Origin of the sequence: Plantibacter sp. M259 (assembly GCF_006065115.1) — a bacterium.
Lineage (GTDB): Bacteria > Actinomycetota > Actinomycetes > Actinomycetales > Microbacteriaceae > Plantibacter > Plantibacter auratus.
On the sequence record NZ_CP040750.1, the window covers coordinates 4,228,199 to 4,243,700 of the forward strand.

Genomic DNA, 15,502 nt, shown 5'->3' on the forward strand with positions numbered 1-15,502 from the left:
CGGGTACGCCGGCATCGGGTCTCAACCTACGCGCTGCGGCCCACCGCCGGTAGGGCCGGAAGACCCGGCCACGGCGCGGATCAGCGCGAGCCGAGCGCGCGGGTGGCGTCCACCCAGGCGTCGAGTGTCGCGGTCGCCGCACCCGAGTCGATGACGGCCGCGGCGGACACGAGCGCTGCGGCGAACCGCTCGAGGATCGGCCGCTGGGCCTGCGTCGGATCCTCCGACAGCTCAAACGCCACGATCCCGGCCGCGGCGTTCAGCAGGACGATGTCGCGGACGGGACCCTCCTCGCCGGCGAGCGTGGCGCGCACGACACCGGCGTTGTGCTGGGCGTCGCCGCCGATGAGATCGTCGATCGACGCACGGCGGATGCCGAGTTCCCGGGGATCCAGGTCGTGCTCGGTGACGGCTCCGCGGGTGATCTCCCAGAGGTGGCTGTGTCCCGTCGTCGTCAGTTCGTCGAGTCCGTCGTCCCCCCGGAAGACGAGGGCGGTCGCCCCGCGCGTCTGGAAGACGCCCACGAACAACGGGATGCGGTCGGCGTGCGCGACGCCGACCGCCGACGCCTCCGGGCGGGCCGGGTTGACGAGCGGGCCCAGGAAGTTGAAGACCGTCGGCACGCCGAGCTCCGCACGGACCGCCCCTGCGTGGCCGAAACCGGGGTGGAACGCCGCCGCGTACGCGAACGTGATGCCCGTCGACGCCAGCACCTCCCCCACGAGGTCCGTCGGCAGGGCGAGGTCGACGCCGAGCGCCGAGAGCACGTCACTCGATCCCGAGGCGGAGCTCGCCGCGCGGTTGCCGTGCTTGATGACGGGGATCCCCGTCGCGGCCGCGACGATGGACGCGGTCGTCGAGATGTTGACCGTGCCGAAGCGGTCGCCGCCGGTGCCGACGATGTCGAGGGCCCGGGACGGGGCGACGAGCGGCTTCGCGTGGTCGAGGATCGCGTCGCGGAACCCGACGATCTCGTCGACCGTCTCCCCCTTCCGCCGCAACGCGATCAGGAAGCCGGCGAGCTGGGCGTCCGTCACCTGGCCGGTCATGATCCGTTCCATCGCCCACGTCGACTCCGACACACTGAGATCGGTTCCGGCGAGCAGGTCGCCGATGAGCGTCGGCCAGGTCGTGAGAGGCATGTCGACGATCTTACAAGCGCGACTCGCCGACACCTCGAGCGGCCTGTGGAGGCGAAGATCACATGAATCCCGCAGCAGAACCGAAGATTCCGGTCAGGAAATAAGGCTAGCCTTACTGATCCGAGCGTGCTCGCCGCCCCCGAAATGCGAAAAACCGCTCCGGCTTTCGGCCATAATGGAGGGGTGACGAGCACCTCAATCAACCTTGCGCCGAGCGCGCCCCGGATCAACCGACCGAACACGGTCGCGGTTGGAACGATCGTCTGGCTGGGCAGCGAGGTCATGTTCTTCGCCGGCCTCTTCGCGATCTACTTCACGCTGCGATCGATGGCTCCCGAGCTGTGGGCGGCCGAGGCCGGTCGCCTGAACGTCCCGTACTCGACGATCAACACGATCATCCTCGTGTCCTCGTCGTTCACGTGCCAGTTCGGCGTCTTCGCAGCGGAGCGCATGCAGCCCCGCATGACGGGCTGGAGCCCGCGCAAGTGGGGCATGGTCGAGTGGTTCTTCCTCACCTACGCCCTGGGCGCCGTGTTCGTCTCCGGCCAGATCCTCGAGTACGCGACGCTCGTCAGCGAGGGCATCTCCCTCAGCTCGAACGCGTACGGCTCGGCGTTCTACCTCACGACCGGCTTCCACGGCCTGCACGTGACCGGTGGCCTCATCGCCTTCCTCCTCGTGATCGGCCGTGCCTACGCCGTCAAACGATTCGGCCACAAGGAGGCGACGAGCGCCATCGTCGTCTCGTACTACTGGCACTTCGTCGACGTCGTGTGGATCGGCCTCTACTTCGTCATCTACATCCTGCGCTGACCCGGAATGACTGACTCCATGAAGACTGACCCCACCCAGACGACGACCACCAAGGCGTCCAAGAAGGCCGCCCGCGCCTCGCGCAAGAGCGGCCGCCGCAGCCCGTTCGCCTCGGCGGCGCTGCTCGCGATCGGCCTCCTCGTGACCGGTGGCGCCTACGCAGCCGTCAGCGTCAGCACGGCCAGCGCCGAGCCCGTCGCCGCCGCCAAGTCGCAGGCCTCCGTCGACGAGGGCGAGAAGCTCTTCTCCGCGAACTGCGCCACCTGCCACGGCCTCGACATGCAGGGCACGACCGCCGGACCGAGCCTCCTCGGCGTCGGTGCCGCCGCCGTCGACTTCCAGGTCGGCACCGGCCGGATGCCGCTGCAGAACCAGGGCCCGCAGGCCCCGGAGAAGCCCGTGCAGTTCACCGAGGAGCAGATCTCCTCCCTCGCGGCCTACGTCGCCTCGGTCGCACCCGGCCCGGAGATCCCCGAGGAGCAGTACCTCGACGGTGAGGGCGACGCCTCCAACGGCGCACAGCTCTTCCGCATCAACTGCGCGATGTGCCACAACGTCGCAGCCGCCGGTGGTGCCCTGACCGAGGGCAAGTACGCTCCCTCCCTCGTCGGCGTCAGCGCCGCCCACATCTACGAGGCCATGATCACCGGCCCGCAGAACATGCCCGTCTTCAACGACATGAACCTCTCCCCCGAGGACAAGCGCGACATCATCACCGCGCTCAAGTTCATGGAGAAGAACCCGTCACCGGGCGGCAACGACCTCGGCTCGCTCGGCCCCGTCTCCGAGGGCCTGTTCCTCTGGATCTTCGGCCTCGGCTCGATCGTGGCCCTCACCGTCTGGATCACCGCGAAGTCGAACTGACCGACGCGGATCGACAACACGTAAGAAGGAGCACCATGGCTCACGACAACTCGAGCGGCTCGGGTCACCCAGCCGCCGACTCGTCTGCCGATCCGTCCGCCCACGGGCAGGAGCTGCAGGTCGCGACCGGTACCGGGGTCATCTCCCGCGACGCCGTCGTCGACCCCGGCCTGCCTCCGCACCGGAAGCGCGTCACGGACCTCGACCCCAAGAAGGACAAGCGGGCCGAGCGCGCCGTCTACACCCTCTTCTACCTGTCGATCGCCGGCAGCGTCTGGGCGGTCGCCGCCTACATGGCGTTCCCGATCGAGCCCGAGGACATCGCCTCGGTGCGCCTGAACAACCTGTTCATCGGTCTCGGCATGGCGTTGGCCCTGCTCGCGATCGGTATCGGCGCCGTGCACTGGGGCAAGGCCCTCATGCACGACGAAGAAGGCATCGACTACCGTCACAAGGTCGGCGGCAACCAAGTCAGCCGCGATCGTGCGGTGGAGATCATGCACCAGGCGAACGTCGAGTCCGGCATCGGACGACGCGCGCTCATCCGCAACAGCCTCATCGGCTCCCTCATCGTCTTCCCGCTCCCGGGCATCGCGCTGTTCCGCGGTCTCGCGCCGTACGACGAAGACCCCGTCGAGCTCATGCAGCACACGATGTGGAAGGAAGGCACGCGCCTCGCCCGCGACCCGTCCGGTACGCCCATCAAGGCGTCCGACGTGACCCTCGGCAGCGCGTTCCACGTGATCCCCGAGAACCTCCACGAGGCCGACCACGTCCTCAACGAGAAGGCGAAGGCCATCGTGCTGCTCATGCGGCTGAAGCCCGAAGACCTCGTCGAGGAGGAGTCCAAGAAGGACTGGTCCTACGACGGCATCGTCGCCTACTCCAAGGTGTGCACGCACGTCGGTTGCCCGGTCGCGCTCTACGAGCAGCAGACGCACCACCTCCTCTGCCCCTGCCACCAGTCGCAGTTCGATGTCACGAACCACTGCGCGGTCATCTTTGGACCGGCCGCCCGGCCGCTTCCGCAGCTGCCGATCACCGTCGACGACGAGGGCTACCTCGTCGCGCGGAGCGACTTCCACGAACCTGTCGGCCCGAGCTTCTGGGAGCGTCATTGAGCACCTCGACCGCAACACGCGCCCCTGAGCAGGCCAAGGCCGCTCCGGCGAAGAGCTCCGGTGGTTTCACCGGCGCCGCAGCGAACTACCTCGAAGAGCGGACGTCCATCTCGGTCGCCGTCAAGGAGTTCGGCCGCAAGATCTTCCCCGACCACTGGTCGTTCCTCCTCGGCGAGGTCGCGCTCTACAGCTTCGTCATCATCCTGCTGTCGGGCTCCTTCCTCACCTTCTTCTTCCAGGCATCGATGGCGGAGGTCCACTACGACGGGTCCTTCGTCCCGCTGAAGAACATCGAGATGTCCGTCGCCATGGCGTCGACGCTCGACATCTCCTTCGACATCCGCGGCGGCCTCCTGATGCGTCAGGTGCACCACTGGGCGGCCCTGCTGTTCGTGGCGTCCATCGGCCTGCACATGCTGCGCATCTTCTTCACCGGTGCGTTCCGCAAGCCGCGTGAGCTGAACTGGGTGATCGGTTTCGTCCTGTTCATCCTGGCCATGGCCGAGGGCTTCACCGGGTACTCGCTGCCCGACGACCTGCTCTCCGGTAACGGTCTGCGGATCATCGACGGCATGGTCAAGGGCCTGCCCATCATCGGTACGTGGACGACCTTCCTGCTGTTCGGTGGAGAGTTCCCGGGCACCGACATCGTCGGCCGCCTCTACACGCTCCACATCCTGCTCCTGCCGGCGCTGGTGCTGCTCTTCATCGCCCTGCACCTGGTGTTCGTCGTCGTGCACAAGCACACGCAGTTCCCGGGCGCCGGTCGCACCGAGCAGAACGTGGTCGGATTCCCCGTCCTCCCCGTCTACGCGGCGAAGGCCGGTGGCTTCTTCTTCATCGTCTTCGGTGTCGTGATGCTCATCGCCTCGCTGTTCACGATCAACCCGATCTGGAACTACGGACCGTACGACCCTTCCCCGGTCTCGGCGGGTACGCAGCCTGACTGGTACATCGGGTTCGCCGACGGCGCGCTCCGACTGGTTCCGCCGCACCTCGAGTTCGTCCTCTGGGATCACACGTTCTCGTTCAACATCATTCTTCCCGTCCTCGTCCTGGGTCTGTTCATCGTCACGGTGTTCATCTACCCGTTCGTCGAGGCATGGATCACGGGTGACAAGCGCGAGCACCACATCCTCGACCGTCCGCGTAACGCGCCGACCCGCACCGCCATCGGTGCTGCCGGTGTCACCTTCTACGCCGCCCTCTGGGCTGCTGCGAGCTCGGACATCATCGCTACGCACTTCAAGGTGACGATGGAGGGCGTGATCCACACGCTGCAGGCGATCCTCATCCTCGGACCGTTCATCGCCTACTTCATCGCGAAGCGCACCTGCCTGGCGCTGCAGAAGAAGGATCGCGAGATCCTCCTCCACGGGTACGAGACCGGGCGCATCGTCCGCCTCCCCGGTGGCGAGTTCATCGAGGTCCACGAGCCCGTCGACGAGTACGAGCGCTGGCGTCTCGCGAGCTACGACGACCACAAGCCGTTGATGATCCGTCCGAACGCCAAGGGCAAGATCACCGGTGTCCAGAAGGCTCGTGCCGCGATGTCCCGCTGGTTCTTTGAGGATCGGATCGCTCCGGTCACGAACACGGAGATCGAACGTTCCCACGGCGACCACCACTAGGCGGATCCTCGGGAAAAAGCCCCGCAGTCCTCACGGACTGCGGGGCTTTCGTCGTTGAGGGCGGGGCTCGCCGAACTGCGCCGCGGCAAGACGTCTGCGACAGCGGACGTCCGTGCAGTCCCTCTCCCCCGTTCTCCGGGCGCCGAAGGCCGCTGCGGACGAGGTGTGCGCTTCGACAAGCTCAGGGACCCGCGTTTGCTCACCGCGGTTGCCGAATTCCTGCGCGACAGCAGACGAGGTGAGCCGATCGACCTGCCCCCGGGGGGCGACGTTGCCGACACAGGTTGCTCGGGCCGTGCTGAGGAGGCACCGGACTACTGCTGCCCTTCGACGGGGCTCAGGGACCGGACTGCCTGCGCCAGGAGGTCTCTTCGTACGCACCCTGAGTCCTGTGTGGGCGGCGCACCCGCCCGACAGGAGGGCCAGGTTCCCCCTCTGCGCCAGGTCTCCTGATACGCGCCCTGAATCCTCTGCGGGCGGCGTGTGCCCCTCGATAGCGTCAGGGACTGGGGGCCGCTTCCCCTGTCGATCAGGAATGAGGCGGCGTGACCAGTACGGCTGCCCACCGGGAGCAGCCTCGCCGAACGGAAGGGTGACGATCGCGACCTTCGGGGGCGGGTGCGGGTGCCAATGCCGGCTGCTTGTTCTCCACGTCCAGGCGAGCGCCAGAACACGAAAGAGCCCCCGAGCATGGCTCGGGGGCTCTTCGATGACAGCTTGGGGATCAGCCCAGCGGGAGGATCTTCTTGTAGAACTCCGCCGTCACGTTGTAGCCGAGACGACGGTAGAAGTCGCCGGCTCGAGAGGTGGACATCGTCAGCTGGCGCGCACCGCGCTCGACAGCGTAGTGCTCGTTCGCCTCGACGAGGGCCGATCCGATGCCGGCGCCGCGGGCGGTCTCGTCGACGACGAGCTCCTGCAGGTGGGCGGTCAGGCCGGCCGCGTGCAGCAGCCGCGACACCGTCATCAGGGTGTATCCGACAACGCAGTTCGCTTCGTCGACCGCGACGTACAGCACGTTGGTCTCGTCTTCACGAGGGCGCATGACGTTGTTGTACGCGGCCATGAAGTCGTCCGCAGCAGGCGGGATGGACCCGGTGATCAGCTGGCCGGCCAGCGCGAAGACGGCTGAACGGTCGTCGGGCTGACCGCGACGGATGCTGAACGAGGCGACCATCAGCGGGCGAAGTATCCGCGGTAGTACTCGTAGTTCCAACCGACGACCGCGATGACGACCAGCGGGATGCCGATGATCGCGATCCAGAACCCGACCGCCAGACCGAGCACGAGCAGACCGCACGCACCGGCGAGGATGATGGGCCACCAGCTCCACGGGCTGAAGTGTCCGATCTCCGGGTCACCGTCGTCGATGTTCGCCGTCAGCGTGTCCTCGGGGAGCTCGGCGCCCTGGCTCTTGTGCACCCGGCTGAGGTAGAAGCCGAGGAAGGCGCTCAGGATCGCGGCGAGAGCCAAGGTGACCGTGCCGACCCATTCGACCCGGCCATGGAGCGGGTCGACGAGCGACCACACCGTGTAGACCGCGCAGAGGAGGGCGCAGAACACCGTCAGGATCGTGAAGAGGATGATATTGGCGCGCATGGCGGCTACTTCACCTTTCCGGCGTCGATGTCGAGCGTGGGTGCGTCAGGCGCGTCCTTCGCGGGACCGACGCCGACCGGGATACCGACCTCGGGGTGGTGGAGGTCGAAGGCCGGGCGCTCCGAGCGGATGCGCGGGATGGAGACGAAGTTGTGACGCGGCGGGGGCGAGCTGGTCGCCCACTCGAGCGATCCACCGTAACCCCACGGGTCGTCCTCGGTGACTCGAGGAGCCTTCCGGATCGTGATGTACACGTTCAAGAAGAAGGGCAGCAGCGAGATGGCGAGGATGAACGAGCCCACGGTCGACAGCTGGTTCATCCAAGTGAAGCCGTCCTCAGGCGAGTACGTCGCGTAGCGGCGCGGGAACCCGACGACGCCCAACCAGTGCTGGATGAGGAACGTCGTGTGGAAGCCGATGAAGAGCAGCCAGAAGTGCCAGTAGCCGAGCTTCTCGTTGAGCATCTTGCCCGTCCACTTCGGCCACCAGAAGTAGAAGCCGGCGAACATGGCGAACACGACCGTGCCGAACACGACGTAGTGGAAGTGCGCCACGACGAAGTAGGAGTCGGAGACGTGGAAGTCGAGCGGCGGCGAAGCGAGGATGACACCGGTGAGTCCACCGAAGACGAAGGTGATCAGGAAGCCGATCGACCAGAGCATCGGGGTCTCGAAGGTGACCGAACCGCGCCACATCGTGCCCAGCCAGTTGAAGATCTTCACGCCGGTCGGAACCGCGATGAGCATCGTCATGAGGGCGAAGAACGGCAGGAGCACCGATCCGGTGACGTACATGTGGTGTGCCCACACCGTCACGGAGAGCGCCGCGATCGCGATCGTCGCGTAGATCAGGGTCTTGTAGCCGAAGATCGGCTTACGGCTGAACACCGGGAAGATCTCGGACACGATGCCGAAGAACGGCAGCGCGATGATGTAGACCTCGGGGTGCCCGAAGAACCAGAACAGGTGCTGCCACAGGATGACACCGCCGTTGGCCGCGTCGTAGATGTGGGCGTCGAACACGCGGTCAGCTGCGAGGCCGAAGAGGGCCGCCGCGAGCACCGGGAACGCCATCAGGACGAGGATGGACGTCACGAGGACGTTCCACGTGAAGATCGGCATGCGGAACATCGTCATGCCGGGGGCGCGCATCGTGATGATCGTGGTGATGAAGTTGACGCCACCGAGGATGGTGCCGAAGCCGCTGAGCGCCAGTCCGAGGACCCAGAGATTGCCTCCGAGCCCTGGCGAGAACGTCGTGCTCGACAGTGGCGCATAGGCGAACCAGCCGAAGGCGGCGGCACCCTGCGGGGTGAGGAAGCCACCGACGGCGATGAGGCTACCGAAGGCGTAGAGCCAGAACGCGAAGGCGTTCAGACGTGGGAAGGCGACGTCCGGTGCGCCGATCTGCAGCGGCATGAGCGCGTTCGCGAAGCCGGCGAAGAGCGGCGTCGCGAACATGAGGAGCATGATCGTGCCGTGCATCGTGAAGAGCTGGTTGTACTGCTCCTTCGTCTCCACGATCGTGCCGCCGGGCTCGAAGAGCTGGGCGCGGATGATGAGCGCCATCACGCCGCCGAGGCAGAAGAAGATGAACGAGGCGATCAGGTACATGTACCCGATGGTCTTGTGGTCGGTGGAGGTGATCCACTTGACCAGGATGTTGCCCTTGCGCTCGACCGAGGTGCGTCCGACGACGCTCGCCTGGCCTGCGGGAAGCGTGGTGGAGGTCATTCCCCGTCTCCGTGCTCTTCGAGACCTGCCGGCGCCTTGGTGCCGGGGAGGTTGCTGTTGCGATCGTATTCCGTGCCGTAGTCGCCGATGTTGCCCGACTCCGCCAGGTCTTCGAGGTGCTTGTCGTACTCGGCCTGCGAGACGACCTTCACGTTGAAGAGCATGAGCGAGTGGTACTCGCCACAGAGCTCGGCGCACTTGCCGGCGTACGTGCCCTCGCGCTCAGGGGTGAAGGACATGTAGTTCGTCTTGCCCGGGATCATGTCCTTCTTGTAGAGGAAGTCGATGACCCAGAAGGAGTGGATGACGTCTCGCGACTGCAGCGCGATCTTCACCGTCTTGCCGACGGGCAGGTAGAGCGTGGGGAGTGCGTCCTGGTCGATGACGCCACCGGGCTTCTCATCGGCCTGCACGCCTGCGGTCCAGACGTCCTGGCCGTTGACGGCCTCGTCGTACACGAAGTCCCACGCCCACTGCTTGGCGAAGACCTCGATGGCCACGTCGGGATCCTCGTACTGGGTCTCGATCGCGTTCTGGTCGCGTGCCGTGAAGGCGAAGAAGCCGAGGACCAGGATGAGCGGGACGATCGTGTAGAAGATCTCGATCGGCATGTTGTACCGCAGCTGGACCGGGAGACCGGTCTGCCCCTTGCGGCGTCGGTACACGATGACGGCCCAGATGATGAGCCCCCACGTGATGACACCGACTGCGAGCAGCACCAGCCATGCCGTCACCCACAGGCCCGCGATGCGGTCCGTGTGGTTCGTGACGGGAGATTCGCCCTCGACGAATCCCGGCAGGTAACCATGCAGTTCCGCCTGCGTACAACCCGCCAGGACTATGGCGAGTGTGGCTGCGACCGGAATGGCAGCCCATCTGAGACGACGAGTCGAGCGCACCTCTGAAACCTTTCGAATACACACCTGTGGATCGCCCCCCAGTCTAGTGGGGATGGGCGGTGAACGCCGGACCATTCGCGTCCGCGGTGCGGGATCGTGACCGGAATGACGAAGGGGAAACCACCCGCGACCGGGTAATTTCCCCTTCAGGAAGAATCTGGCTCAGTGGAAGCTGTCGCCGCAGGCGCAGCTGCCCTCGGCATTGGGGTTGTCGATGGTGAACCCCTGCTTCTGGATGGTGTCCTCGAAGTCGATCTTGGCGCCGTCGAGGTAGGGGACGCTCATCTTGTCGACGATCACCTCGACACCGTCGAAGTCGACCGTGGCGTCGCCGTCGAGCATGCGCTCGTCGAAGTACAGCTGGTAGATGAGGCCCGAGCACCCACCCGGCTGGACGGCCACGCGGAGACGGAGGTCGTCGCGACCCTCCTGCTCGAGGAGGCTCTTGACCTTCTGAGCCGCCGTGTCGGACAGGCCGACGCCGTGAGCCGCGTCGATCTTGGTCTCGGTCAGGATGGTGTCGCTCATGATGCTCCTCGCGAGGTCTGGCGGCGCCGGGTCGACGCCTGTGGGAGATTCTACCGCCTGCCGCGCCGGACGCACCCCGTGGTTTCGGCGGTGCGTCCGTCGCCGGCTACACGTCGGAGGACGGACGGGGTGCGGCCGCCAGGCGGGCGAGCAGCACCGCCTCCGTGAGGATCGCCTTCTGGAAGACGCCGAGGTGCAGCGACTCGTTCGGGCTGTGGGCGCGCGAATGCGGGTCCTCGACACCGGTGACCAGGATCTGGGCGTCCGGGAAGACCCGGACGAGGTCGGCGATGAACGGGATCGATCCGCCGACACCAGTCTCCACGGGCTCGACCTCCCAGGCGTCGGCCATGGCGCGCTTCGCCTCGGCGACGGCCCAACCGCTCGTGTCCACGAGGAACGGGCTCCCCTGGTCGACCTCGTCGATCGTCAGCTGCGCGCCGAACGGGCTGTTGGCGAGGAGGTGGGCCTCGAGTGCACGGTAGGCCTCGGCCGGATCCTGCCCGGGGGCGATCCGCGCACTGATGCGCACCGACACCTCCGGGATGAGCGTGTTCGAGGCGTTGGCCACCGACGGTGCGTCGATGCCCGTGACGGTGATCGCGGGCTGCGACCAGATCCGGCTGAGGATGGAGCCGCGGCCGATGGGCGAGACGCCTTCGGACAGTCCGGACTCGGCGCGGAGCTGCGCCTCGTCGAACTCCGGGGTGACGGCGTCGTGCGAGGTGAGTCCGTCGACCGCCACCGAACCGTCCGCGTCCCACAGCGTCGCGAGCAGGGTGACCGTGGCCAGCATCGCGTCCGGCACCGCTCCCCCGAGCATCCCGGAGTGGGAGGCGTGGTCGAGAGTCTTCACGCGCAGCCGGAACGTGACGTTGCCGCGCAGACCGATCGTCAGCGCTGGCGTCCGCTCGTCCCAGTTGTCGCTGTCGGCGACGACGATCACGTCCGCCGCGAGGGTGTCGCGGTGCTCCTCCAGGAAGGAGCCGAAGGACCGCGAGCCGAACTCCTCCTCGCCCTCGATGAACAGCACGATCCCGAGGTCGAGGTCGGAGCCGAGGACCTCGGTGACGGCCCGGATCGCGGCGATGTGGGACATGACGCCGGCCTTGTCGTCCGCCGCGCCCCGTCCGTAGATGCGGCCGTCGCGGACGGTCGGCTCGAACGGCGGCGAGTCCCACCTGTCGTCGCTTCCGGGGGGCTGGACGTCGTGGTGCGCGTAGAGCAGCACCGTCGGTCGGCCGTTCCGGGGTTCGCGGCGGGCCAGCACGGCAGGCTGTCCGAGCTCCGATCCGCCGTCAATGGCGGACCGGCGCACCGAGACCTCGTCGAAGACACCGAGACCGCGGGCGAGCTCCGCGACCGCTTCGGCACTCCGCGCCACCTCGGCCGCGTCGAACGCCGACCACGACACCGAGGGGATGCGGACGAGCGCCGACAGATCGGCGATCGACGACGGCAACGCACCGGCGACGGATTCGCGCAGCCGATCGAGGACTTCCTGGTCGTTGCGTGGGTCTTGGGTCGATTCCGTCGTGGTACCTGTCGTCATGCGAGTAATCTTAAGGGAATCCCCGAATCAAGGACGTTCCATCGTGGCCAAACAGCAGAGCACCCCGGCATCAGAGCCGATCGTCGAGACCGCAGCGCAGACGGCTGAGCGCCTCGCGCGCGGCGCCAAGGAGGCGAAGGGTCGACCGACCCCGTCTCGGGCGGAACGCGAGGCGCAGAACAAGCGTCCGCTCGTCCCCTCCGACCGCAAGGAGGCCTCGAAGGCGGCGAAGGCGCAGCAGGCCGAGGCACGGCGGCGTGCGCAGGCCGGCATGGCCGCCGGCGACGACAAGTTCCTCCCGGCGCGTGAGCGCGGTCCGCAGAAGAAGTTCGTCCGCGACTATGTCGACGCCCGGTTCAACATCGGTGAGTTCATGATCCCGGTGATGTTCCTCGTGATCATCCTCACCTTCATGCCGGTGCCCGAGATCCAGGTCTACGGCATGCTCACCCTCTGGGTGTTCTTCATCATCGCGATCGCCGACTGCTTCTTCCTCGGCTTCCGCGTCCGGAAGGCGCTGCGGGCGAAGTTCGGGCAGGACGAGCGGGGCGTGCGCTGGTACGCCGCCATGCGCGCGTTGCAGCTGCGCCCGCTCCGCCTGCCGAAGCCGCAGGTCAAGCGCGGCCAGTTCCCCAACAAGTAGTCCTCGAACGACGAACGCCCGCCGGTCCCAGACCGGCGGGCGTTCGTCGTCGATGGCGCGTGATGCCGATCAGCGGCCCGTTCGGGCCAGTCGGTCGAGCCCGCGGTTGATGTGCCTCGCCCAGAACGGTCCGCGGTAGAGGAACGCCGTGTACCCCTGCACGAGAGTTGCTCCTGCGGCCAGGCGCTCCCGGACGTCTTCGGCGGTGTCGACGCCACCGACCGAGATGACGCACAGCTCCGGAGGCACGATGGCCCGGATGCGCCGCAGGACGTCGAGCGAGCGAGCCGCCAGCGGCGCACCGGACAGTCCGCCGGCCCCAGCCGCCTCGACGATGGCGGGATCGGTGGTCAGCCCGTCACGCGAGATGGTCGTGTTCGTCGCGATGACGCCGTCCAGGCCGAGTTCCACGACCAGCTCTGCGATGCGGTCGACCTCCGCATCGCTCAGGTCGGGTGCGATCTTGACGAGCAACGGCGTCGAACCGGCGGCGGCGCGGACGGCCTCGAGCAGCGGTGCAAGCTGGTCGAGCTCCTGGAGGCCGCGGAGTCCCGGGGTGTTCGGCGAGCTGACGTTGACGACGAGGTAGTCGGCCACGGGTGCGAGGAGCGTCGCGCTCCGGACGTAGTCGGCTGTGGCGTCGGCGACGTCCACGACACGGCTCTTGCCGATGTTCACGCCCAGGACGGGTCGGCGGCTTACCCGTGCGGTCCGTTCGAGCCGACGCCTGGCCTGGTCGGCTCCCCCGTTGTTGAAGCCCATGCGGTTGACGACCGCCCGATCGGCGATGAGTCGGAACAGTCGGGGCTTGGGATTGCCCGGCTGCGGGATCGCCGTGATCGTACCCACCTCGACATGGCCGAACCCGAGGAGTCCGAGGCCGAGGACGCCCTTGCCGTCCTTGTCGAAGCCGGCGGCGACACCGAACGGGGTCTCGAACCGCAGCCCCAGCGTCTCCACCGACTGGTCGAGTCGCGGCGCCGTCCAGCGCCTGATGACGGGGCCGAGGCCGGTGGCGGGAAGCGAACGGATGACGTCGAAGGCCAGGTGGTGTGCGCGTTCGGGATCGAGCTTGGACAGCACCTGAGCGAAGAGGAAGCGGTACACGGTCAGAGCTCCTCGGACGGCACGGGGGCGGCACCGGAAGCGTGCTCGACGCGGAGCAGCGCGATCGCGGACTCGAAGTCGTCGAGCGATTCGAAGGCCTGGTACACACTGGCGAAGCGGAGGTACGCGACCTCGTCCAGCTCCCGCAGCGGTGCGAGGATCGCCAGTCCGATGTCGTTCGCGTCGATCTGCGACGCGCCGGTGGCCCGGATGGACTCCTCCACCCGCTGAGCCAGGACGGCGAGGTCCGAGTCCGTCACCGGGCGACCCTGGCAGGCCTTGCGGACACCGCTCACGACCTTCTCCCGGCTGAAGGGCTCCACCACGCCCGAACGCTTGATCACGCCGAGACTCGAGGTCTCCATGGTGCTGAAGCGCCTCCCGCACTCGGGGCACTGCCGACGTCGGCGGATGGCGAGTCCGTCGTCGCTGGTGCGTGAGTCGATCACCCGGGAATCCGGGTGGCGGCAGAACGGGCAGTACATCAGCGGGCTCCCTCGGGGGTGGTGGGGGCGGTGGCGTCCTCCGCCTCTCGGATCTCGGCATCGACGAGCCCGAAGCGGGCCGTCACCGCCTCGCCGTGCGCCGGCAGGTCCTCCGAGCCCGAGAGGGCGACGATGTGGGCCAAGACCTGACGGAGCGCCGGTTCGTCGTACCGGACGACCTGCTGCGGCCGGAGGAAGGTGAACGCTCCGAGGCCCGAGGAGAACCGTGCCTGGCCGCCCGTCGGGAGGACGTGGTTCGACCCGGCCAGGTAGTCTCCGAGGCTCACCGGGGTGTGGTCGCCGAGGAAGATCGCGCCGGCGTTCGTGATGGCGCCGAGGAGCGACTCCGGGTCGCGGGTCTGCACCTCGAGGTGCTCGGGCCCGTATGCGTTGCTGAACGCCACGGCCGCCTCGAGGTCGTCGACGAGCACGATCGCAGACTGCGGCCCGCCCAGGGCCTCGACGACGCGCGCTCCGTGACGTGTGCCTGCGGCGTACCGCTGCAGCCACTCCTCCACCGCGGTCGCGAGCGCCGCGCTGTCGGTGACGAGCAGCGATGCCGCCGCCTCGTCGTGTTCCGCCTGGCTGACGAGGTCGGCTGCGACGAGCCGGGCATCGGCGCCGGCGTCCGCGATGACCAGGATCTCGGTGGTCCCGGCTTCGGCGTCGATCCCCACCTGCCCCTTCACGAGGCGCTTGGCGGCCGCCACGAAGATGTTGCCCGGGCCGGTCACGACGTCCACCGGGTCGAGGGCGAGGTCGGGTACCCCGTAGGCGAACGCACCGATCGCTCCGGCGCCGCCCATGGCGTAGACCTCGGTCACCCCGAGCAGCCCGGCGGCGCCGAGGATCGTCGGGTGGACGCGGCCGCCGAACTCGCGCTGCGGGGGCGAAGCGAGCGCCACGGAGCCGACGCCGGCCTCCTGGGCCGGCACGACGTTCATGACGACACTCGACGGGTAGACGGCCTTCCCGCCCGGGACGTAGAGGCCGACACGACCGACCGGTGCCCAGCGCTGCACGACGGTCGCGCCGTCACCGAGCTCGGTCGTGCGCTCCGGCGGGACCTGCGCTCTGGTGGCGGTCCGGACGCGGTCGATGGCCTCCGCGAGCGCGGCGCGCACGGCGGGCTCGAGTGCCGTGACGGCCGCGTCGATCTCGGCCTGTGGGACACGGATCCGCTCAGGTCGTCCCCCGTCGAACCGGTCCGCCTGCGTCAGAAGCGCCTCGGAACCGTCCGATCGGACATCGTCGATCAGCGCCTGAGCGGCATGCGCTGCCGCGGTGATGTCGACGACGGGACGGGGCAGCATGTCCAGGAGCTCGGTGCGGCTCGGCCGCACTCCCCTGAGGTCAATGGTGGTGATCATGGCCGTCACAGCCTA

15 protein-coding genes are annotated in these 15,502 nt (G+C 67.6%); 5 read left to right on the plus strand and 10 right to left on the minus strand.

Annotation, left to right across the window (positions count from 1 at the left end; all coding sequences use genetic code 11):
- Positions 1-80: 80 nt before the first annotated feature.
- The gene (gene trpD / locus FGL15_RS19765; RefSeq protein ID WP_138947122.1) at positions 81-1,142 is read right to left on the minus strand and encodes an anthranilate phosphoribosyltransferase; all 1,062 of its coding nucleotides are present in this window, start codon (positions 1,140-1,142) and stop codon (positions 81-83) included.
- Between the two features lie 144 nt (positions 1,143-1,286).
- On the opposite strand from trpD, the gene FGL15_RS19770 reads away from it, so the two are divergent.
- From FGL15_RS19770 to FGL15_RS19785, 4 genes are read left to right on the plus strand one after another with little or no spacing between them, the layout of a single operon-like run.
- Positions 1,287-1,955, plus strand: coding sequence for a heme-copper oxidase subunit III (locus tag FGL15_RS19770; protein ID WP_085510949.1), 669 nt, complete (start codon positions 1,287-1,289; stop codon positions 1,953-1,955).
- An 18-nt stretch (positions 1,956-1,973) separates the two neighbouring features.
- Positions 1,974-2,819, plus strand: coding sequence for a cytochrome c (locus tag FGL15_RS19775; protein WP_138947123.1), 846 nt, complete (start codon positions 1,974-1,976; stop codon positions 2,817-2,819).
- 35 nt (positions 2,820-2,854) lie between these two features.
- Positions 2,855-3,940 (plus strand): ubiquinol-cytochrome c reductase iron-sulfur subunit, encoded by a 1,086-nt coding sequence (locus FGL15_RS19780; RefSeq protein WP_064296977.1) that lies wholly within the window; start codon positions 2,855-2,857, stop codon positions 3,938-3,940.
- Positions 3,937-5,571, plus strand: a complete 1,635-nt coding sequence (locus FGL15_RS19785; protein ID WP_064296978.1) for a ubiquinol-cytochrome c reductase cytochrome b subunit — start codon at positions 3,937-3,939, stop codon at positions 5,569-5,571. The genes FGL15_RS19780 and FGL15_RS19785 overlap by 4 nt, the downstream gene beginning before the upstream one ends.
- Positions 5,572-6,295: 724 nt before the next feature.
- On the opposite strand, the gene FGL15_RS19790 is transcribed toward FGL15_RS19785, so the two are convergent.
- The 6 genes from FGL15_RS19790 to FGL15_RS19815 form a co-directional block, all read right to left on the minus strand.
- Entirely contained in the window at positions 6,296-6,748 is a 453-nt protein-coding gene (locus FGL15_RS19790; RefSeq protein ID WP_138947124.1) for a GNAT family N-acetyltransferase, read from the minus strand.
- Positions 6,748-7,170 carry a cytochrome c oxidase subunit 4 gene (locus FGL15_RS19795; RefSeq protein WP_064296980.1) on the minus strand — a complete coding sequence of 141 codons (423 nt, stop codon included), beginning with the start codon at positions 7,168-7,170 and terminating at the stop codon, positions 6,748-6,750. Before FGL15_RS19795 ends, FGL15_RS19790 begins: the two co-directional genes overlap by 1 nt.
- Positions 7,171-7,175: 5 nt before the next feature.
- On the minus strand, positions 7,176-8,903 hold the full coding sequence (gene ctaD, locus FGL15_RS19800) for a cytochrome c oxidase subunit I (RefSeq protein ID WP_138947125.1): 1,728 nt from the start codon (positions 8,901-8,903) through the stop codon (positions 7,176-7,178).
- A complete protein-coding gene (gene coxB / locus FGL15_RS19805) occupies positions 8,900-9,802 on the minus strand; it encodes a cytochrome c oxidase subunit II (protein WP_079706003.1) in 903 nt (300 codons plus the stop codon). Before coxB ends, ctaD begins: the two co-directional genes overlap by 4 nt.
- Positions 9,803-9,964: 162 nt before the next feature.
- Positions 9,965-10,330 (minus strand): iron-sulfur cluster insertion protein ErpA, encoded by a 366-nt coding sequence (erpA, locus tag FGL15_RS19810; protein WP_064296983.1) that lies wholly within the window; start codon positions 10,328-10,330, stop codon positions 9,965-9,967.
- Between the two features lie 106 nt (positions 10,331-10,436).
- Positions 10,437-11,882, minus strand: coding sequence for a dipeptidase (locus tag FGL15_RS19815; protein WP_138947126.1), 1,446 nt, complete (start codon positions 11,880-11,882; stop codon positions 10,437-10,439).
- Positions 11,883-11,925: 43 nt separating this feature from the next.
- Here FGL15_RS19815 and FGL15_RS19820 point away from each other — a divergent pair, with 43 nt between their 5' ends.
- Positions 11,926-12,525: a DUF3043 domain-containing protein gene (locus tag FGL15_RS19820; RefSeq protein WP_064296985.1), complete on the plus strand. Its 600-nt coding sequence runs from the start codon at positions 11,926-11,928 to the stop codon at positions 12,523-12,525.
- Between the two features lie 69 nt (positions 12,526-12,594).
- On the opposite strand, the gene FGL15_RS19825 is transcribed toward FGL15_RS19820, so the two are convergent.
- Genes FGL15_RS19825 through hisD form a run of 3 tightly spaced genes read right to left on the minus strand, consistent with a single transcriptional unit; the run spans position 12,595 to position 15,487 of the window.
- Positions 12,595-13,632 carry a quinone-dependent dihydroorotate dehydrogenase gene (locus FGL15_RS19825; RefSeq protein ID WP_138947127.1) on the minus strand — a complete coding sequence of 346 codons (1,038 nt, stop codon included), beginning with the start codon at positions 13,630-13,632 and terminating at the stop codon, positions 12,595-12,597.
- 2 nt (positions 13,633-13,634) lie between these two features.
- Positions 13,635-14,117 (minus strand): transcriptional regulator NrdR, encoded by a 483-nt coding sequence (gene nrdR, locus FGL15_RS19830; RefSeq protein WP_064296987.1) that lies wholly within the window; start codon positions 14,115-14,117, stop codon positions 13,635-13,637.
- Positions 14,117-15,487 (minus strand): histidinol dehydrogenase, encoded by a 1,371-nt coding sequence (hisD, locus tag FGL15_RS19835; RefSeq protein ID WP_138947128.1) that lies wholly within the window; start codon positions 15,485-15,487, stop codon positions 14,117-14,119. Before hisD ends, nrdR begins: the two co-directional genes overlap by 1 nt.
- Positions 15,488-15,502 lie beyond the last annotated feature (15 nt).